The following is a 20,564-nucleotide window of genomic DNA, read 5'->3' as shown; positions in this document are numbered from 1 at the left end:
TCCTTTTCTCGTTTTAGACAAATAAAAAAGATGCCACCAATTAAGGTGACACCTTGTTACTTCCTGTTCCGTTTTAGTTGCTTCAAGTAGGTATCAGCTTGCTTGGCTTCCTTTGTGATTGAATTATTTTTGTACCATGTCCATAGAGTAGCTACTACTGTAAATGCACCTGTGACAAAATACTCTATTTCCTCACTTGTAAATGGCAATGGACTGATTCCAGTCATAACCAATATTTGATTTACTAATGCCAATATTAAGACTATTGTTCTGATAATCATTCCTTTATCCATATTATTGACCTCCTCCTTGTATATCCAATCTCCTATGAGCTTGCTTAGTTGATTCCTCTACACGTGTGACACGCTCAGATAAATGTGCAATGTTCTTTTCATTCGCCTTTAAATCAATGCGAATACTGTCTACACCTTGACCAATACTATCTAGCTTTGTTCTAACCACGGCTGAATCTGTAGCATCTGATTTGACATCCTTATCCCTGTTACGACTGAATGTTAAATAACCTATAACAATGCCAAATATGGCGCTTATTACTCCAATTGTTATTTCCATGTGCTCCCTCCTTTGATGTCTGTTTAAAAATGGGCAATATAAAAAGCACCTCGTGAGAGATGCTCTTAGCCTTTTTAATAAAATGGAATCCAATCTCTTATTTCTTTTAATCCCTTGTATGTCTTCAATGCAGCCGAATTTTCCGCAAAATATTTTTCACCTTTTAAAGTAACTTCTGTTTTCTCAAAGTAAAATGATTCATCCATAAAAAATTTATAATCATTTATGAGGTTTTCATTCTTTAACCAATTGAGAATATCAATTAATTCATCTGTGCTTATATCAAAATCAATATTTGAAAAACCTTTATTTCCCTTTTCCAATTCTCTTAAAATTGCTAGTCTGATCTTCTTTTTATTCATAAAGGCTCCACCTTACATTCTTAGCTAGTAATTTTCATTTAACGAATGCAGTCATATTCCCTTGTATTGTTAAGTGGCTAACTGTGCCACCTATATTAGAGTATTCTGGCAAGGAATTATAATAGTCTATTGAATCCTGCGTCAGTTTAACTCCTAACTCTAACGCCTGATTTAAAGAGAGCTCTTTTATTTCAACACAACTTTTGTCTAACAAATCGTTTATTCTATCTATTTCTCCACCTCTTGTTATGCAGAATATAATCTCTCCATCTTCAGTACGATTTAACAATGTAACCTCATCATTCTCAAGCAAAAAAACAAATGGGAGATTATAGTCATATCCTGCTACAACTACCGAACCTGTAAACTCTTCATTTATTAAACAGTCATTTAGTTTTGTGGCTATACTTTTCACAGAATCTTCTTGACTCAAATGGAGCCGATTGAATCTTGAGATAAATTCAGGCATTCTAAATCCATCACGCATTCTGTTGCTAGTATAAGTAATTCCTATTTCATTATTTCTAACTAAAAATATTTTCTGCTCTTCATTAGAGATGTCAAACTCCGTATAGCTTCCATCCTCGTAATCAAATCGCTGTGTTAATCGACTATCAGATGTCATTACGATTCCTTCTGGAACGCAAATGGTTGTAAATATTGTCATTACTACTCTACCCCCTTCCTTTATATTATACGACAAAAAAAGGGGGAATAGAGTCTACTTTTTAAATATTTACTAATTTGCAATAGCGTCCGAATCTACATTAAGTCAATTTCATTTGTATCCAAGTCTATAAGACTAACATCTACTTTATGTCTGTCTGCAATTCGCTTACTAAGTAGCCCATCTGGATCTACAAAATCATCTTCCATCCTTTCAGATATCTTTTGAACACGTTCTTTTTCTTCTTCATTTTTTAAATTTACAGTAATGGTAGAGATCATAAAATAGTCATCTTCATATGAATGATCAAGCAAAACCTCAATTCTCTCCATTTGATATACCACCTTTTCTTTTTAATATAGCAGATACCTACATAACAAGATAACTGCAAATGTCAAAGTTTTAATAAAAGTGGTACACTATTGACTTTTTTCTCAGAAAATGTTCTTTTAAGTAAAAACCCCCACTTATTCAGTAGGAGTTTCACCGTTCATAATCTTTTCAATAACCTTTTGCTTAACTGCTGTCTTCATTTCCTCACCTTTGAAAAATTCCTCAAATTCTCCAGTCTCAAAAGGGATATTTCCATTTAGATTAATACCGCCAATGTTCCCAGAAAAGTAAACTTTAATTTGTACAACTTCTCCACTTTCCTCATATGGTGAAACCTGGTTAACCTGTATCATTATTCATCGTCTCCTTCGTTATCATTTTCGTTTTTTAGTTGCTCTAATTCCTGTTTTAACTGTTGATTTTCTTCTTCCAAAACTCTAATTTTCTCCACAAAAATAGCGACTCTCTTTTTAGAAGTCGCCATGTCCTGTGCCCATTCAGCATTTAGATTATCAATTATTTTATTTACATCTTGATTCATACTATTTTTTCCTCCAATTGTTTAATTTTTTGTCTGAGATATTGATTTTCAAGCTTTAACCAATCTACTTCTGTTTGCAGACTGAAAACATCATCCTTTAGCACTGTTACATCATCTTTAATACCCTTTGTAACGGGGATAAGCTGAGTCCATAATCTGTCATATTCAAGCCCTTCTGCCTCTCCGTTAACAAACGTCACATACTCAGGCATCCCCACCTCGATCACATCTTCTGCAATCAAACCGTAGTATCTCTTCAACCCGACTGTGGACCCACCATTTTCACGTATTTCTGCTTTATCGTACCAACTCTTGGGCTTTAAATTTAGAATTTTATCGGAATATCCCTTAGTCTCAACTTCTTCCACATATTCCTTGTATTTCAGCGCGGATGTCGATCTTCCTATTGTTCCAGAATCCGTTACTACTAGATTTGGCGCTCCTGAATAGGTCCGATTATAAAACGTCATGGATTGGATCACCGCCCCTGAACCGTCACGTCCTACTCTTAAAGTCGCACCACCGCCACTGCTATAAATATATTGATCGTCGAGGTACAAATTGCGGACTCGGATATCTCTATAGTTAATAGTCCCACCATTGTTAAAACCGTTTCCGTCCGTAACTCGAACTTCCCCGTCTCTTCTTGTCCCTATATAAAAATTATTCGCTTCTTCTATGGTTCTGATTCCACCAGCTTCTAAGGCGTTACCATTATTGAGAGTACCTCCGCCACTCTTATTCCAATACACACCGTAGCTTCTATCCCGTTTATAGATTTCGTTTGCTCTTAACTCCCCAGCTTCTAGGCGTGTATTGCCTCCAGTGTTAAAATTAGAGTCAACTACATCAATATATGGGTCACTGACCTTTTTGGAAAATCTCAGACCCGCACCCCATCCATTGACGTCTGATCCATACATTAAATACCCATGAGTTTCAGCGCTCGACTCACCATTTGCCACGACAAATTGGAAAGTGTTGTAACCTGGCTTTTCGGATTGTGGTTTTATATTTATTGGTGACTCCACACTAATTAAATCGATACTATTTTTAGCATCCAAAATAATTTTGTTGTTGTCTGCATTTAAAGCAACTGCTCCGTTAAATGATTGGAGCGTTACCCCTCTTGCATTTCCATATTGATATGAGAAAAATTCCAGTGTACCAGAAGCAACGCCATCACCGACACCATCTGCATAAGTGGAAATTCCAAAGTCAGAATAATAAAGTGATTGATCTAAGCTGTCATTTCTTGCTCGCATATAACCATTCTCAAATTTTATTTTAATATCTCGCGTTGTTGTCTGACCTTTCCATGTACGTGTATATTTTCCCCTTGACTCAAGGTAAGAGCCATCAATTAACATATAGTCAATTGCACTTCCACCACGGATTTTTATTTTGCTTGTATCGATCTCTCCTGCTTTAAGCTTATTGACTGATACATTAGCAATCTTCGCATCATCTACAGCCAGGTTAGCGATTTTGGCGTTTGTGACAGCCAAATTTTGAATCTGCCCTGTACCCACAGCTAAGTTAGCGATCTTTTGATTGGTAACGGATAGATTGGCAATGGCTGCTGTTCCGATGATCGCATCGTCTATCAAAGATTGGCCAGATAAATGGATTTTGTCACCAGCTATTCGGACGCCCTCTTTACTCAAATTAATACTCGATAAAACATTGGTTTTATTTACTTGATCTTCAGGTGCTGGGGACCAGTCGGTGGCTTTGTTGCCTTTTTCAAGTTTGACATTTTTGAACTCACCAGTAAAAACAGTTCCAGGCGGCGATCCCGTAACAGAGTTTGTATGAAAAGCAATTTGGGTACTTTCCGTATTAGCTATCGTAGAAGACACTTTCAAAATTATTTCGTATCTATTCCAAGCAGTTGTAAGAGGGACGTTTTGGATATAGTAAGTAGAGTTTCCGCCCCTAAAATAAACTCTTACCACATCACTGTTACCATCTAGTGAACGTGCATCAAATGATATTGCGATATATTTATCCACTAGGTCAGCTATAGAGTTTAGGTATAAATCATACCCTTTATAATTTCTATCTATTTCTTCCAATTCACCACTATTTTTTACGAAATTCCTTCCACCAATCTCCAATCCATCAATTCCCTGAGTAACAGCTAAATCTATTTCATTTGGAAGCACATTAATTCGTGATTCAGCAGCAGTCATGCGATTATCCAAAACGCTTATTTGGTTAGCTTTAAGTTCAATCTGTCCTGCCAAGGTTGTGATAGATGCTTCTGCTGATGACACTCTAGACAATACATTTTCATGATAACCACTAAACTGGACGTTGCCATTGTTTATTATTAATTGAATATCGAGCCATCCGACATCTGCCGGAGAAAAGTGCTCTGTTCCAACCCCTTCTCCCATGCCTGGAATTCCAATTAATATATACGAAGGAAATGATCCAGTCCAATCAGTATTCTCGAAAACATCTTTAGAACCACCACACCTATATATAGCTTGTGGCAATCCGTATAATAGCCTATTGTTTGCTGGTGCATGTGACCCAACAAGTACTATTAATTTATTGTTGTCAAGACTATTTAAAGCATCCGCCAAGTCCTTCGCTTTACTTGAGTCATTATATAGATCATATCGTGTATGACTATCCCACTTTTTAGAAGCTCTATCATAAATGCTCAACCAATATGATCTATTGCTCGAATTGTTATTACCCCATAAAGCACTGCCGTCTTTTCTATATATTCCTGAATATGGTCTGTAGCTACTATTATATTTAGTTGCTACAACACGATAGATTTCAATATCATCTAAATCCGCCCTAACTTCGGATACTCGTAAATCAATTTGATTTGCTCTAACATCAAGATTAGCAATTTGACTTAAGGCACTTGTCATATTTCCGGTCAGTGTATCAATACTTGTTTCAGTATTAGAAACTCTTGCCGTTACATTATCAATGGATGTGATTAATTCTCCAACTTTATTGTTATATACAGTCGTATCAACTTTGTCCCCGAGTAACTCATCGGTCTGTGTCCGTGTATAAACTTCATTTTTTTTAGCCTTGGCTTCAATCAATCCTGCCTGTACAGTTAAAGTTGCTTCCGTTGTTGATACTCTATCTTTAACACCGTTGATTTCGGAATCAAATTCTTCTTTTGTTACCCTTGCACTTAATCCCTCAGCGACTAAGCTGAGCTCAGTTGTGTTTGCTTCAATACTAGATAAAATCCCACTTTTATCTCTCTGATATGTAAGATCATCAACTTTCGCTGCAATTAAATCAGCTTGAGCAAGTAGCTTAGCTGAATGAGATTGAACGGTATTGTCAATTTTTTGAATATCTGTTAATGTTGTTGAAAATCTGCCTTCCAATTCATCGAAATCAGTTACAATTGTGTTAATTCTCCCATTGTGCTCAGATAATAATGAGTCAGTTGAATCTGCGCGATCTCTGAGATTGTCAGCAACATTATTTAAATTATCAATTGCCTGATTGACATTACCTATACGATTGTTTAGATCTTTGTTGAGCCTTTCCTCAGTGGCTTCAATCTCTTGCTGTGTGTATGTAATTTCTTGCATTGGGCCTTGATTAATACGGTCAATTGTGTTCTGCGCCAACTTATCAGCGATATCTAGATTGTTTTCCAAATGATCAGCAACAATAGAACCAAATAGGATGTCATCAGTAATGATACGCCTAGAGGATGCTGTTACTTGATTGCTATAGTCGCTTGCCGTACCTCTTGTATTGACAGCTCTTAAACGATAGTACCAAGTTTCATCTGCCTTAACTTCATGGGAAAAAGATGATACTCTACCACGCCACAACAAGTGTTGACTATCTGGAACAAAATCCTTTACCTTGCTACCGTAAACCTCATAATGGGAGATATAAATCTCACTATCGTAATCCCAATGTAGTTGTATGGTTTCAAATGCGCCAATAGCTTCCACATTGATAGGAGTGCCAGGCTTAATATCAGGAAAACGATCATTAGTGATTGGCTTACTATCTGCTCCCCATTTACCTTGATTACGGTCTATTGTGTCAATCACTTGATCCAATCGGTCATCCTCATAGGCTGATAAAAATTGACCCATCTCAACGGTAACTGAGCCATCGATATCTAGAATGTCATATTCAATGGAGATGATTCTTGTTTGGATTTCGATTGGTCTGGAGAACTCTCTGTCTATGACTCTTGCTGTGTCACCTAGAGCAATGTTCTGGTCGCTTACATCAACTGTTAGTCTATAGTTAACCTCTGGCTTTTTAGCTTGCTGTAAAGCTTCCCAGGTTGCTTGTAACAGTTCTTTTGGATCTTCGTAATCTTGATTACTAAATTCAGCCTCTCGATGCAATAGTTGTCCATTATGCTCATACCCATATTCTAGTAATGCATCAGGATCACCAACCCATTTTGGACCTTTAGGCTTATCAACTGGATCACCTTTAGCTACAGACCACTCTACATCTCCAAAGTCAATATATCGTGTATGACCACCTGTGGCATTGCCTTCGTCATCTTCAATTTCTAATGATGCACCTCGTCCATACATAGCTGTAATAGGATAGCTGAGGACAGTACGCTGTATCTCTTCAATATTATGGTCAATTTCAAATCGTGCTCCGTTGTCAGCCCCTAGACGTTGTTTGATGATGATTTTTCTTGCTGTAATCTTGTTACCATCAAACTCTACAACATCTTTAAACTCACCGCCCCAGACCTCCATAATCTTCCATATAGCATCAATGGCTGTAATGTAATAAAAGTTGGTTGTTGCATTACCTAGCTCAACTTCTACAACTCCAGTCCATCTAGTGCCTTGCAATGCTGCATTAAGAGCTGCCTGAGCTGTTTGGTTGCTGAATCGTCTGTCTACAATAATCTTGTCTTTAAGCTCCATAGATTCAGGCTCACATGTGGCTTCAGTGACGGCTCCATCTATAGTGTTAATATCATCTATCTCTTTGATGACGAAGAGTCTCAAATCGCCTTCTTTATCCTTAAAAATGACTTTGTTTTCCTCTTTCACATGTTCAGCGCCATGGACTGTAGCATCTAATTCAAACAAAAAGGAAGAGCCTTTATTTAGCCCTTCCTCAAATTTGGTGCTTATTAGACCTGTTTCTTCTGTAAAAGTTTTGACTGAGACACCATTTTTATTCAGTATGTAAATTTCCGACAACTATTTTCCTCCTTTCTCTAGTAATATAATTCGTTATATGTAATTTTCGTCTCGTGAGTAGCCTTCAATTTGACATTTCCGTTTGGCAATTGAAACCAACTAGAATCGAGCGACAATGCAACAATCAAGTCCCTACCGTTTAGTTTGATGCTCCTTGTGCGATAATTGATTTCTAAAACATCTCCTGCAAAAAAGCTATAATTGAGAGTGATCTTGCCACCATTATCATTTTCAAGTATGTATTGTTTTGTTCCCTCTTTAAATGTGGTTTTGCTTATCCAATTAGTGGGAACTTGACCACCTATGTTAAAAGTGTTTAATTTAGGCGTAACGTCAATTGTCTTGTCGAACGAATGCTTAAAGGGTATCTGACAATAGACATCTATACTTCCCTCAGCATTGTTTCTAGTGCGATCTGAGACGTCAATCCCAATAATCCTAGCCATATAAAAACGATTGGGAATTGATTCTAATATCAATCGCTTATCAACATCATGGAGGAGCCAGGAAGTCATGTCCTCCTCTAGTTCACTCCATGTCATATTTTTTGGCTTGTTTATAACAAATGGTAAGTCAAATTGAAAAGGCTCAAAGTATGATCTCTTGATGAAAGAGCCTACTCTAAGCCTTCTTGTGTCCAACACTATATCTGTCATTGTCTTCTTGCCTGTTAAAACTGTTAAATAACCCCTAGTTTCTTCATTATAATACATGTCATCTGACCCCTCCTTTCGGTCTTCTATTTTTGGTATACTGATCCCTCTTTTGTGCCTTTGTCATATCATCCTTTAGAGCTTTAGATACCACATAACCATTTAGCTCTAATACTGGAGGAGTATTGGCAATAGCAATCATTTGCTCACTTTGTATGCTCATTAAGTTGGTCATGACATCAGTTAGCTTTGATATACCATCTTCAAGCATGGCTAACCTGTCTTCAAGTTTTGAGCTACCAATTTCGTGTAGCACTGTGAGAACATCTCTGTTATTACTAATCTCTTTGGCCGCTAAACTAACATTTAATGGAGCACTATCAATCTCTTTCCTAAAAGCTTCTGTTGTATCTTTAGCCATTGATACAGCACTCTTAACTGCTGTCTTAGCTTCATCATCAATCCCAATAGCAAAACCTTGTGTAAACCATTCACCAGTTATTGCTGTCTCTTTAGATGGAGATGCTGTTTTAATCGAACTGCGCAAAGCTGATAATGCTTGTCTACCTAGCGACCATGCAGCTGACCATACAGATCCACTACCAGAACTGATTGACCCTCTGAATCCTGCAACGAACATACTACCTGCACCACTTGTGTTAACACTCTTTAAGCCTGATAGACCTCTGTTAGCAACCATATAAGCTGTTGATCTAACAGCGGATGCCTGACCTCCTAAACCACCTTTAAATAGAGACCCTGCTTTTCTACCTCCACCACCATCAGTAGTTTTGGCTAGAACCCCAGTTACGGCACTACCTAATAGACTAGCTGTTGACGTATTGCTAGATTGAGTAGATGATAAACCTTGCTTGTGTGCATTACCCTTGTCTTTACCTGCTTTAGATGCTGAATCCTTTTTCTTGTTGAGTTCTTTGTCTGTTTCATTTGTTACATCAGCACCAGCTTTTTTGTTAGCCCCTTTAGTTTCTTCAATGCCTTTCTTGTGGGCTTCCCCTTTATCCTTTCCTGCTTTCTTGGCTTTTTCATCACCTTTACCTAGTTCAGCAAGTGATTCATCAACCAACTGCTTAGATATTTTCTTAGCATCTTCCTTAGTTTTTCCTGATGCGATCAAGAATTGTTCAAGTTGTTTTTGATAAACATCCTTCGTCCTCTTTGAAAAGTCTTCTGTTCTCTTTAAGGTGTCCTGAGTATATTCTACCCATCGCATATAATGTTCTAAGTCGGTTTCCTGGACTTTTTCCCTTGCGCCTGTGACACTTTCAACAAGTTTAAACTGCTTTTCAAATTCTTTACCAGTGGCAATATCAATCAATTTACCTCTGGCATCTAGATTGTCTGATAAGATACCTAGTGATTTATTGTAGCTAATTGTTGCCTCATAGATCATTGAGTCAGTGGATGCTTGCAAACCAGTAACTAGCTTGTTATATTCACCTTCAAACTCAGGATACATGGCAAGCTGTTTATCAAGTATTGCTTTATTCTCTTGATAAAATTCATTTGCCGCTTGTACAGCATTTTTGTATTGCTCATTTACATTAGAGTAAAATTTTTGAGCTTCTTCATACATAACTTGACCGTTTGTTTCAGCGATTTTTCTCTGAAGATTCCTCATTTCTTCTTGAGTGCTTGCGAATGCTGTAGAGCCTTGACTCATGACTTTTAGAGCTTCTTGATAGGCTTTAGCTACATCATCAGGAAGTTGGCTCAAATCGCCTTTATATTCCTTATGTATGTCGGCAATGGTGTCTACAGCTTCCTTATATCTCGCTATATCCTCATCAATCAATTCCATTGCTTTCTTAGTGGTCTCTCTTGCTGCGTCTACACCTGCTTCACCAGCCACTTCATAAATGCTATATATGGCTTTGGCTATCTTTGTCTTTTGATCTTCAAGAGTAGAAACTACTTGGTCACCCATTTCTCCAAAGGCTTTCACTATCTCTGCTGATGTCTTTTGAGCTTCTTCACCAGACATATTTTTAAGCTCATACATCTTAACCTTAGCGCCTTCGTATAGATCAACATAACCTTTGACACCTTCTCTGGTGCCTTCTGATAGTCCTTCACCGTATATTAAAGCTTCAACTCTAGCTTTCTCTTGTTCCTTCTTGAGTGCCTTTGTTTTTGTCTCATTCGCATAGATAGCTAATGCTAATCCACCTAATAAAGCTGTACCTCCAACAATAGCTAATCCTACAGGCCCAGCAAATGCCATTAAAGCACCAATTGAAGCTGTAAGTGCGCCTACTGCTGTAACTGTGCCTAATATTCCAGCACCTAATAAAGATGTTTTAGCAATGGTTTCTTTCGTAGCGTCATCTAATCCATTAAATCCATCTATTAATTCTGTTCCTTGTTGGATGACATCCCTAAATGCAGGAGTCAATTTCTCAGCTAGACTAATTTGTAAACCTTCTATAGCTGATTTAAATAGAACAATATCACCTTGAGCATTATCAAGCATTGTTTTAGCCATATCTTTAGCGGCACCATCTGCATTCTTTAACTCTTTGGTCGTTCTTTCTAATTCGTCTGATCCTTGTTCGAGTAAGATAGCCCAATGTTTATAAGCTTGAGCACCAAAAAGAGTGGTGAGGACAGCTGATTTTTGTTCTCTAGTCATTCCTTTAGTGCCTTTTTCAATCTCAGCTACAACCTTTGGGAGTGGTTTCATGTTCCCTTCTGCATCAAAAAATGCCATGCCTAACTTCTTCATTTCCTTTTTCATCGCTGAAGTAGGTTTAGCTAATCGACCTAAAGATGTTGCAAATGCTTGACCACCTTTTGATCCTTTGATACCACTATCAGCAAATGCCATTAATGCTGCTGAGGATTCTTCTAATTCCCATCCTAGAGTGTTAGCTACAGGAGCTAGATACTCCATTCCTTCTCCTAGCTGTTCGACATTTGTATTAGCATTGGCTTGAGCGTATGCAAACACGTCAGCTGCATGAGTGGCTTTATTAGCTTTAAGACCAAAAGCCTGCATAGTATCACTTGTTATATCTGCTGCTCTAGCAAGATCAAGGTTGCCTGCTGCTGCTAAATCAAGCATACCGGGCATTCCTGCTAAGATGTCATTCGTCTTCCAGCCAGCTAATGCGAGATACTTCATGCCTTCTGCTGATTGAGATGCACTAAATACTGTGGTCTCACCCAGGCGCTTAGCTTCTTTTCTTAATTTGTCCAACTCTTTGCCTGTTGCTCCACTGATTGCAGATACTTCTGACATTCCAGCATCAAATTCCATTGACACAGCTACAGCTTCCTTAATTGGCTTGACTAATCCTGCAAATGCTGCGCCAGCCCCTAATGACACACCTAGCCCAACATTCCTCATATTTGAACCGATATTCCTAAAAGACTGATCAAACTCTTTAAATGACATCTTAGTCTTTTTGGTCACATTAGCAACATTAGCCATAGTTGATTTAAGCCTTTTAAGCTCACCTTCGGCTTTATTCATTTCGGCTGTGGCTTTATGTAGTCTAGCTTCTAAATTTTGTGTCTCCTTACTGTTCTTCCCTGTCTGATTAGCTGAGTCTTGATAAGCCATCTTTAACTGTTTAACTTTTTGACGATGGACATCTAGCTGTCTAGTGAGTATCTTAACCTTAGCTTCATTGTTTTGGAGCTTGTTACCATACTTATCTGTCTCATTGGCATTAGCCTGTAACTCGCCTTTAAGAGCCTTTAGTTGTCTGCTTAATGCGCCCATATCGGACTTAAATTGGCTAGAATTAGAGACCAACTTGACGCCTAATTGTTTGGCCATTGTTTACCTCCTTTCCTCTTAGCCAATGATCTGATCAATCGTTAATGGCTGCTTATTTTTGTTGTCATTGCTACTATTCTTTTTGTGAGCTAAGAGCTTCAAATGGTAAATTAAATCCATTTCATCAATCTCATTTTGAGTGAGTCCTATTTGCATCAAGCTGTCATACATAGACAAGACAGACTCACTCATTGTTAGTTTTTTCCTTCGTCCTCGCTTGCTTCAATGTCACCTGTCAACAAAGCTGAAGCTTTTGATACTTGATTCAACACAAAAAACGTAGTCCCGTAAATTGTCTGTAATAATTTGCGTCCATCGATCCCATTTTCAAATTCATCAACCGTAAATTTATTGCCAAAGACCTCGCAAACAAATTGAATGTAGGAATCAAGATTATTAATATCAAATTCTTCTGTTTCGATTGCTTGTGATACCTCTACTGCTTGCCTAAATAAGCTACCTTTTACAAATGCAGGTGTAGTAAATCTCTTATCTTTTCCATCTATTTTTAAAGTGATTGTTAAGTTTTCCATTAAACTTCCCCTTTTGTTTTCAAATTTAAAAATGCATAAAAATAGAGAGCCAAATTAATGACTCCCTAACTGTTATTCTTCTTCTGGTTGTTCAGGTTGTTCAGGTTGTTCAGGCTCTTGTGGCTCCTCTGGCGCACCGTCATCACCATCTACTTTACTAATGCATCAGCCGTAGCTTTGTTGTAGACCACATCAGCAAACCATTTGTCAGCTGTTACTGTCTTGCTATCCATTTGTGCTTTCCAGTTTCCGTTGTGTTGTAGTGGCATAAATTTAATGTTTAATTGAGCGTCTTGTGACTCAACATTGCCTTCATCCGTTTGGTGATTGATAGGTAGCAACTCTGGTTTACCTTTTAATAGCCAGTAATAACGATGTCCACCATCTTGGATTTTAGCTCTGAACCCTAGAGCAAGCTCAACTGCTTGGTCATCAATACTAGAGAATACAACATCTCCTTCTTGCTTTTGTCCAAAAATAAGAGACTGAATATCTTGTGGCAAATCTACAACTGTCATTGACACATCAATGTCTGACAGATTAGTAAGCACAGCAAATGCACCATTGTCTGCATATTTTGTGTTACTATCTACGTTAGGTGTCACACTAACATCAACTGCTCCAATTAGTGATTGTGGAGCTTCATACTCTACTGACTCCTTCGTGTCTTTTGTTAAAACTGCAATATGAAATTGATCCAATCCATGTACTAATTTAGTCATATTTTTCCTATCTCCTTTAAATTATTTAATTATTCCAAAAATTCTTTGTAAATCTCAAGCCTCTGTGATAGAGCTTGGTGTCTTCCTCGTATAAATCTTGTGAGTCATATTTTTTGTATTGTAATTCGTGCATTATTTTTGCTATCAATCTAGTGATCTCTGTTTGCTTATGTATCGTTGCTTCATCACAAAAAACACTAATCTGAAAATTTACTACTGATTTATTGATCTTATTGTCAGCGTAATCCTCGTCATAGTTCCCAATTTCTGTATACACAACTCTTGGAAAATCCGCTGACTGTTTTGCCACTAAATTATGGAAGCCACCAATGACTAAGCTAGTTAGTTCCTCATTACCTTTTAGCGCACCTAGTAGCTCCGTTTGGGCATCATAACTATCTGTCACTCAATGACCTCCTCTAGCTTTTTCATCATCACTCTATAAGCTTCTGCTTCTCCTAATTCACCACTCTTATCAACAAACGGTCTTGGAGCCATCTTACTTGTGCCCCACTCCAAAAAATTAGCTCTCCAAGCGACTTTATTATTCGGTTTGACTATAATCTGTAAACCTTCGTCTGTCTCTCTAGCTCTTCCAATTTGGATATTGTCTTGGGTATGTGGCTGATCTTTAGTTGATCTATTGACCCCTTGTCTTTGATATTTTGCTATGACTGCGCCTCCTTCTTTGAGCGCTTCGGTTTCAACCTTTTTAGTTTTATTTCCCATTTGCTCAAACTCAGCTATAAGCTCATCAAAGCCAGTGAGTTCCATGTGCATACGTTTCATGGTCTGATCTCACTAGCCAATATTTCAAGCTCAATATTGCGCTCTTCAAGGTTATTGATAAAAGTAATGGAGTAAATTTTGTCTCCATATTTAATCCTCATATCATCAGTTACATACCTGTTGTAACGAATGGTTATCCTCGCTGTGACATCAACTGCATTAGCACCAGCCATGATAAACTCTCTGCCTCTAATACTCTTAATCTCAGCCCAGACTTTTCCTATCTCTTCAACGTCAACCCAATCAGTCACCCAATGACCTTCAGGCGTTTGATACTCTTGCTCTTTTTGAAATGTGATCCTGTTACGATATTTTGCAGGATTGATTGGCTTACTCATGTTTCTCACCTTCAAGCTCAATTTGAAGCAATATAGATGAGATGGTATAATCCAAATCATCATTTTTTCCTACTAAATTCCTGTTCTCGTACCATCTAACAACGAGCAAAAGGAGAGCCATCTTGTATAGATGATTCTCCTCTGTATAGTCAATATTTGTTGCTGATTTTATGTATGCTTTAGCTGTCTCAATCAAGTGAGTAATGATTATGTCCTCGTCTGTACCATCAATCCTTAAATAGTCTTTAGCTAACTTTAACATTAGCTATCACCCTCTCTACTATTAACCCTCTACTCCAGGTGCTTCTGGCTCTTTTGGAGAGAATGTGATCTTTTTGATATTAACCTTCTTGTTATCATCTTCAATTTTCTTTACGTCATTTCGGATTGCTACACCTAAGCACTCGCCATAGTGCAAGTAGTTAGTCCATTGGACTTGAACCTGAGAACGATCAAAATAAACAATTTCTTTGAAGTCTCCTACAAACATAGTGTTTTTAGTTGGCAGCTCGTCATCATTTAGGACAATAACATCCTTGCCAAATAGCATTTTTCCGCTTGCTGCTGAAATAGAATCCTGTAGCAGATAACGTCCATTTCCATCTTTCAGTTTGTCAATTGCATTATAAACTGTCTGTGACATTAGAAATTTAATATTTTTGCTACGACCAACTGGGAAATTAGTGTTCACAATATCCTTAATCTCATCAGCTGTACCAATTGTTTTAGCTGTAAGAGATTTTAATACAGTCATAATGTCATCATTTTCAGTGTTAACAACCGTTTCGCCAATGTATTGCTTTAAATCTGATACGACATTCACACCATCTTCTTTTAATTCTTCTGAGACGGGGATGTACCCACGTTTTGTAACCACGTCATAAGATACTTCAGTAAACGGAGTAACTGCAATCTCAGGAGACTTAGCTAATTCATCAACCGAATGTAGTTTAGCTTTAGCTGTAGTTCTGACAGGTTGTTTTCCGCTTGCATTCTTAACTTTTTTGACAGTGACTAAATCTTTTAAGCGAAAAACCTCATCCGCTAACTCAATAATCTCTGTTTTTGTTTCTTCTGGGACAACGGCAAAACCGCTGTCTAATTTAACTCCGTCTGTGATTTCTCGTGTCTCTAAAAATTTATCAAAAGCTGCTCTTTCTTCCACTTTATTCTCTCCTTTAACTGTTCGTTTTTCTGTTTCCATTTTTGCTTGAACTTGTCTTTCTTCTTCTTTGTCTAGTTCAATTTGTAGCTCAATTTTCTTTTCCAGGGAACGTACTTCTTTCATTTTCGACTCTGCGTCTGTAACCTTGTTTTCTGCCAATAGTCCTCGTACTTCCTCTTTTGTTGATGCCAATAGTTGGCGCAATTCCATAACTTTATCCATTCTTTTTTCTCCTTTTAATTAAATTTGTGCATAAAAAATAGACCTCTTAAATTAGGTCTAATTCAATCAACATTTTCCGTTTTGTTATTTGTTTTTCTAGTTCGTTTTTGTACTCATCTAAGCCCCTCTGTGCCAATACAACCTGTGTCTCGCTGTATGCCGGAACTGTAACTACGCTGACATCAGATATACTCTTAAATCGCTTGATTGTGCGTTTATAGATGTCTCTCTCCTTGTCATGCTCCCAATGTTCGCTATCGTCATCATAATCTAGTGAGAAAGCAAATGACGATTGACTAATATCTCCTCTTTTCATTGATTCGATCAAATCTCTTGCGTATGTAGTATTTGGTGGATCAATGGTATATTTTAAGCCAAATTCATCAACCTCAAGCTTTAAAGTGCCGCTAGTTGATCGCCCTAAGACAAGATTCCTGTCATGATTTATTAAAGCCACTACATTATTCAAATCAGCATCATTTAGCGCTGTTGGCTCAATATTTTCAATAAATCCTCCTAAATCTTCAGACCAACTATTAAAACGTAAAGCATAACCTACAATTACATCTCTCTTTTCATCTTCTCCAATGGAGCGAATCTCAATATCATTGTTTAGTAGTCTAGTTTCCTGTTGTTTCACTTATCATCACCTCCCTCAATAGCTTGGTGATTTCCATATTGAGTGCCCACCAAATCAATGGGGATGTAACTTCCATTCACAATAAGCTTATCTCCACCTTCTAATTTAGGCATGTCAATTAATCCTCTAGCTTCATTTGATGTAATAACACCTTTTTCAACTAAAGTGGTTATGTATTCTGCTCTTTCTTTGCTATCTGATCTAAGTATCACGTCGACGTTAAACCTAAAGAAATAGCCATCATTTACCTCTTGGCTTGTGAGCAATTTATAAGTTAATTCTTGCTCGTATTGAGTCAAAATTGGCTGTAACGTTTCTACATAGAACTCCTTTTGCTGATGCTCAATATTGCTGTGTGTGCTTTGTTCTAAGCTATTTATTTGGTGCGGTTTTACACCGAATGCTGAAGCAATTTCCTGGATACTAAGCTCTGAAAGTTCCTTAAATTGTGCATCTGCCATTGATGTGGAGATTGACTTATAATCAAAACCAATTGGCAAAGGAAGCAAGCTTCCGCTATTACTAACACCACCTGCCAAGCGCTTAAATCTTTCTTGTAATGCTTTCTGTTTGCCTTCGTCTAAGTCGCCCACATAGCTGATGATTCCCTTACTATGCAATCCATTTCTTAAATAATTATTGGTATATGCTGTGGAGGCTTGGGCATTATCAATCAAAGTTTTAAGATAATCCTTAATGGCCATGCCTTGTATGCCATCCTTAGTCATCCCTAAAAAATGCAAAACTTCGCTATTTTTAAATTTGTATTGTTTGCCATTTCGATCAGTATAAATATAGTAAATAGGATTAGATTCCTCACCTAAGATTCCTTTATCATCAATCCAAATCTCAACATTATCCATCTCCAGTGGCACCAGTGACTTAACTTTCCCTGCATCTTTTCCAATTGGATGATGATTAATAGCCACAACTGAATGACCATAATATAGACGTTGAAACTCTACCATCTTCCAGAATGTACTACTAGACATGAATGGATTAGGTCTAAGCTTCATTAAATTATAGAGATAATGTCCATTCTCCTTTGTTGTGCCATCCTCTGTGCTTTTATGTAGTTTCAAAGGTAGCTTTGATACACTGTCTGTCATGATCCGCAAACAGGCATAAAAAGTCGCTTCCTTGGCCTTATCTGCTGACACATCATCTAGCTCAATCCCTAGCAATTTAGCAAACTTTTTATCATCAAGACTGTATACTGTCTTTGGCTGACTTCTAATTTCTCTTCCAAATAGTCGCATTTCTTACCTCCTTTCTTTTTTGGTGTAGGCTAATAAAAAGCCAAATAAAAATAGGATTAATCCTGTGACATAAATTGCTGCAACAATTGATAACATTGCTGTAGCTACTATGATCAAGATCAATCCTAATATCAGGATTATTTCTTCTATTAAATTTTCAAGTTTTTTTATTTTAACCATCTCCCATGCTTAGCCAATCATCTATGGCTTGATTAGCATCATAGCTATTACTATTTTCGTTGACTACAGCTCTGTTTAATCCCATGAGCATAGCTATTATTCCATCGATTCTAAATTTAGCTTTAGCCTTGTCAAATTTGACTTGTCCTGTTGAGTTTTCTGTTGCTACAACGTTTTTAGCCATCCAATTCATGATTGGATTGTTATCATGTATGATTTTTTGTTCAAATAATAGCTCGTAAAAATCACTAATAGCTGGACTCATTGACCTATACCCCTGTCCAAAATCGACCATTAAAAATCCGTCATTAGTCAAATCCGCTAGTATCCCTTGTGAGCCAAATCTGTCAAATGCAATTTCCTTTATGTTATAATCTTGTCCTAATTCGTTAATGATCTGTCTAACGTATCTAAAATTGACATAATCGCCTTCTGTGGCATGTAAATAGCCTTGTTTTGCGTATGTAGTGTATGGAAACCTGTCTAGCTTTTCATCTGTTAATAATGTCTCTGCTGGCTTAAATAAATGAGAAACAATATAATATGTTCCATCAACTGGAAAAACCATTACAAATGCTGTTAAATCTTTACGTGTAGATAAGTCCAATCCACAATAGCAATCTCTTCCTTTTAATATCGATGAATCAAAGCCTTGGCCACATAATTTCCATTTAGCAGGATTGATAGCTTGTTCATTTGCTAATGTGATATGTTGATTCAGATATAAACGCCTAAATGATGCTTCTTCTGTTGGTATCTCCTTAGCTCTAATTGCCAACCTTTTTAGCTCATCATAGTCCCTAAACTCTCCTAATGCTGGATTGGATTGATACCATTGTTCTTCATCCATCAAGTCACATCCATCATCGGCCTCATAAATAGCTGAATAGAATGTATCATCCTCAACTTCGCCTGATTGCACCTTTTTGGCATATAAATAAGTACGATATTCTAGATTGTACTCGTCTTGACCATTTGAAGCTGTAGTGATAGTGATCATTAATGGCTGTGTACGTGTACCCATTGATGTTTTAATCTTTGTGTATAACTCATCGTCTTTTGCTTCGTGCGTTTCGTCTAGACAGCCTATATGCACGTTGTAGCCATCAGCTCGAGATGCATCTGATGAAATAACTTGAAAAAATGAATTAGTTGATTTTCTGAGTATTCTTTTTCTACTATCAACAATCCGACAATGCTTAGCTAATGTTGGATTAGTTTGTATCATGTTTTTAACAACATCAAATAGTAAGTTAGCTTGATCCCTACTATTAGCTGCTACAATATTCTGTGCGCCTTGCTCATTGTCGGTAAATAGCATATAGACAAATATACAAGCAATCAGGAAGCTCTTTCCTTGTTTTCTAGGCATAAAAATAAACGCTTCTCGATAGCGTCTAAGATTATCTTCTATTCTTTTTGTTGCCAATATTTCCGTTAAAATTTTCTTCTGAAAAGGTAGAAGTTTAATTTTCTGTCCTTTTTTTCCTGTTGGTAGATTCAATCTCTCTACAAACTTTACAATTTTTTCCGCTTCTTTTTGGTCAAAATAATATTTGTTATTACCCATCTCTCCTCACCTTTTTGTCATACAATCATGCTCTCTAACTCCTCATCAATGGCACTAGTATCTGTCATAGTATCCTGCAATTTCTTGCGCTCTTTTGGTGTCAATCCAAATTCTTTGATATAAGAAAGCATTGCCTTCATGCTATTGTTAGCTATGCTTATCTCAGGGATCTGTTGACGATAACCTGACTCAGTCTCAAAGCATAAATCCTTGTTTTTCTTGATTGCTGTTTCTGCTTGAATCCATCGCTGATAGTTAGCAAACAAAGCTGAGAGAGCTATATCATCTCCTTCTTTCCAGTTGCCATCTTGCATTAACATGTTAGCTACTTCCTTATATTTTTTCTTAGATGCTGCTGTTAAAAATGTTGGTGGCTTAATTTCCATATTTTCACCCACTTTCTGACAATTCTTAGGAAACCACCCCTATTAAAAATCTCATATAGTTGCACGTTTGAGGGATGTGGGGTTTTTCGCTTTAACCAACTAAAGTATTTACTAAGCCCCCTATTCATTTTACAAACTAACGTTCCCAATATTCAGTTTTAAAAAATCATATCAATCCCAAAAACTAATCACTATATGTCTATCTGAGCCTTTCATTTTCTATTTCTAATATCATAAGCTCTCTCGCAAGCCACAGTTAACTTGTACCATATTTCTTCCTATCCTCTGCTGACTTAACATTATGACATCCATGACAAAGCGATTGACAATTGGTATCATCCAATCTCCTTGACCAATCCACAATAATGGGAATGATATGATCGACAACATCAGCCTTAGTAAACTTATCATCCTGTAAACAATGCAAACACAATCCCTTATCTCTAGCTATCACATATGCTCTGACTGTTCTCCATTCCTTCGATTGATAGAATCTCTTACTCTCTGTATTTGGCAAGTGTAAAATGCATGAAACGGCAGCCCTTTTTGTAAACCACTTGCCAACCTCTAATTTTTCATCATCATAGACTCCTTCATTCGTTTACTTTCACCCCCAAACAGAATGAGGTGG

General features: G+C 37.3%; 23 protein-coding genes. All 23 read right to left on the bottom strand.

Annotated features, from left to right (window positions below):
- Positions 1 to 56 precede the first annotated feature (56 nt).
- Positions 57 to 293, bottom strand: coding sequence for a phage holin (locus KI363_RS17660; protein ID WP_212967149.1), 237 nt, complete (start codon positions 291 to 293; stop codon positions 57 to 59).
- Position 294: 1 nt separating this feature from the next.
- A complete protein-coding gene (locus tag KI363_RS17655) occupies positions 295 to 573 on the bottom strand; it encodes a hypothetical protein (RefSeq protein ID WP_212967148.1) in 279 nt (92 codons plus the stop codon).
- Between the two features lie 74 nt (positions 574 to 647).
- The gene (locus KI363_RS17650) at positions 648 to 935 is read right to left on the bottom strand and encodes a YjcQ family protein (protein ID WP_212967147.1); all 288 of its coding nucleotides are present in this window, start codon (positions 933 to 935) and stop codon (positions 648 to 650) included.
- 34 nt (positions 936 to 969) lie between these two features.
- Positions 970 to 1,602 carry an Ntn hydrolase family protein gene (locus KI363_RS17645; protein WP_212967146.1) on the bottom strand — a complete coding sequence of 211 codons (633 nt, stop codon included), beginning with the start codon at positions 1,600 to 1,602 and terminating at the stop codon, positions 970 to 972.
- 95 nt (positions 1,603 to 1,697) lie between these two features.
- Positions 1,698 to 1,934: a hypothetical protein gene (locus KI363_RS17640; RefSeq protein ID WP_212967145.1), complete on the bottom strand. Its 237-nt coding sequence runs from the start codon at positions 1,932 to 1,934 to the stop codon at positions 1,698 to 1,700.
- Between the two features lie 135 nt (positions 1,935 to 2,069).
- Entirely contained in the window at positions 2,070 to 2,288 is a 219-nt protein-coding gene (locus KI363_RS17635; RefSeq protein WP_212967144.1) for a hypothetical protein, read from the bottom strand.
- Positions 2,288 to 2,476, bottom strand: coding sequence for an SH3 domain-containing protein (locus KI363_RS17630; RefSeq protein WP_212967143.1), 189 nt, complete (start codon positions 2,474 to 2,476; stop codon positions 2,288 to 2,290). The genes KI363_RS17635 and KI363_RS17630 overlap by 1 nt, the downstream gene beginning before the upstream one ends.
- Positions 2,473 to 7,671 (bottom strand): phage tail protein, encoded by a 5,199-nt coding sequence (locus KI363_RS17625; protein WP_212967142.1) that lies wholly within the window; start codon positions 7,669 to 7,671, stop codon positions 2,473 to 2,475. Before KI363_RS17625 ends, KI363_RS17630 begins: the two co-directional genes overlap by 4 nt.
- Positions 7,672 to 7,688: 17 nt before the next feature.
- Positions 7,689 to 8,384 carry a distal tail protein Dit gene (locus tag KI363_RS17620; RefSeq protein ID WP_212967141.1) on the bottom strand — a complete coding sequence of 232 codons (696 nt, stop codon included), beginning with the start codon at positions 8,382 to 8,384 and terminating at the stop codon, positions 7,689 to 7,691.
- 1 nt (position 8,385) lies between these two features.
- Positions 8,386 to 12,129 (bottom strand): phage tail tape measure protein, encoded by a 3,744-nt coding sequence (locus tag KI363_RS17615; protein ID WP_212967140.1) that lies wholly within the window; start codon positions 12,127 to 12,129, stop codon positions 8,386 to 8,388.
- 18 nt (positions 12,130 to 12,147) lie between these two features.
- A complete protein-coding gene (locus KI363_RS17610) occupies positions 12,148 to 12,321 on the bottom strand; it encodes a hypothetical protein (protein ID WP_212967139.1) in 174 nt (57 codons plus the stop codon).
- Between the two features lie 2 nt (positions 12,322 to 12,323).
- Positions 12,324 to 12,662, bottom strand: a complete 339-nt coding sequence (gene gpG, locus KI363_RS17605; protein ID WP_212967138.1) for a phage tail assembly chaperone G — start codon at positions 12,660 to 12,662, stop codon at positions 12,324 to 12,326.
- A gap of 149 nt (positions 12,663 to 12,811) precedes the next feature.
- On the bottom strand, positions 12,812 to 13,384 hold the full coding sequence (locus KI363_RS17600) for a major tail protein (RefSeq protein ID WP_212967137.1): 573 nt from the start codon (positions 13,382 to 13,384) through the stop codon (positions 12,812 to 12,814).
- Between the two features lie 25 nt (positions 13,385 to 13,409).
- Positions 13,410 to 13,790: a tail completion protein gp17 gene (gene gp17 / locus KI363_RS17595; protein WP_212967136.1), complete on the bottom strand. Its 381-nt coding sequence runs from the start codon at positions 13,788 to 13,790 to the stop codon at positions 13,410 to 13,412.
- A complete protein-coding gene (locus KI363_RS17590) occupies positions 13,787 to 14,173 on the bottom strand; it encodes an HK97-gp10 family putative phage morphogenesis protein (protein WP_246516932.1) in 387 nt (128 codons plus the stop codon). The genes gp17 and KI363_RS17590 overlap by 4 nt, the downstream gene beginning before the upstream one ends.
- Positions 14,170 to 14,511 (bottom strand): phage head closure protein, encoded by a 342-nt coding sequence (locus KI363_RS17585; protein WP_212967135.1) that lies wholly within the window; start codon positions 14,509 to 14,511, stop codon positions 14,170 to 14,172. Before KI363_RS17585 ends, KI363_RS17590 begins: the two co-directional genes overlap by 4 nt.
- Positions 14,504 to 14,773 carry a head-tail connector protein gene (locus KI363_RS17580; protein ID WP_212967134.1) on the bottom strand — a complete coding sequence of 90 codons (270 nt, stop codon included), beginning with the start codon at positions 14,771 to 14,773 and terminating at the stop codon, positions 14,504 to 14,506. The genes KI363_RS17585 and KI363_RS17580 overlap by 8 nt, the downstream gene beginning before the upstream one ends.
- 21 nt (positions 14,774 to 14,794) lie before the next feature.
- Positions 14,795 to 15,898 carry a phage major capsid protein gene (locus KI363_RS17575; protein WP_212967133.1) on the bottom strand — a complete coding sequence of 368 codons (1,104 nt, stop codon included), beginning with the start codon at positions 15,896 to 15,898 and terminating at the stop codon, positions 14,795 to 14,797.
- A gap of 46 nt (positions 15,899 to 15,944) precedes the next feature.
- A complete protein-coding gene (locus KI363_RS17570) occupies positions 15,945 to 16,538 on the bottom strand; it encodes an HK97 family phage prohead protease (RefSeq protein ID WP_246516931.1) in 594 nt (197 codons plus the stop codon).
- Positions 16,535 to 17,797 carry a phage portal protein gene (locus tag KI363_RS17565; protein ID WP_212967132.1) on the bottom strand — a complete coding sequence of 421 codons (1,263 nt, stop codon included), beginning with the start codon at positions 17,795 to 17,797 and terminating at the stop codon, positions 16,535 to 16,537. Before KI363_RS17565 ends, KI363_RS17570 begins: the two co-directional genes overlap by 4 nt.
- Before the next feature lie 172 nt (positions 17,798 to 17,969).
- A complete protein-coding gene (locus KI363_RS17560; RefSeq protein WP_212967131.1) occupies positions 17,970 to 19,547 on the bottom strand; it encodes a terminase large subunit in 1,578 nt (525 codons plus the stop codon).
- Between the two features lie 17 nt (positions 19,548 to 19,564).
- Positions 19,565 to 19,933: a P27 family phage terminase small subunit gene (locus KI363_RS17555; protein ID WP_212967130.1), complete on the bottom strand. Its 369-nt coding sequence runs from the start codon at positions 19,931 to 19,933 to the stop codon at positions 19,565 to 19,567.
- 256 nt (positions 19,934 to 20,189) lie between these two features.
- Positions 20,190 to 20,360, bottom strand: coding sequence for an HNH endonuclease (locus tag KI363_RS17550; protein WP_212967129.1), 171 nt, complete (start codon positions 20,358 to 20,360; stop codon positions 20,190 to 20,192).
- Between the last annotated feature and the right edge of the window lie 204 nt (positions 20,361 to 20,564).

The organism is Lederbergia ruris, from assembly GCF_018332955.1.
Classification (GTDB): domain Bacteria; phylum Bacillota; class Bacilli; order Bacillales; family Bacillaceae_C; genus Lederbergia; species Lederbergia ruris.
Note: the sequence above shows the minus strand (reverse complement) of the source record. Positions and strands in the feature narration are given on the sequence as shown.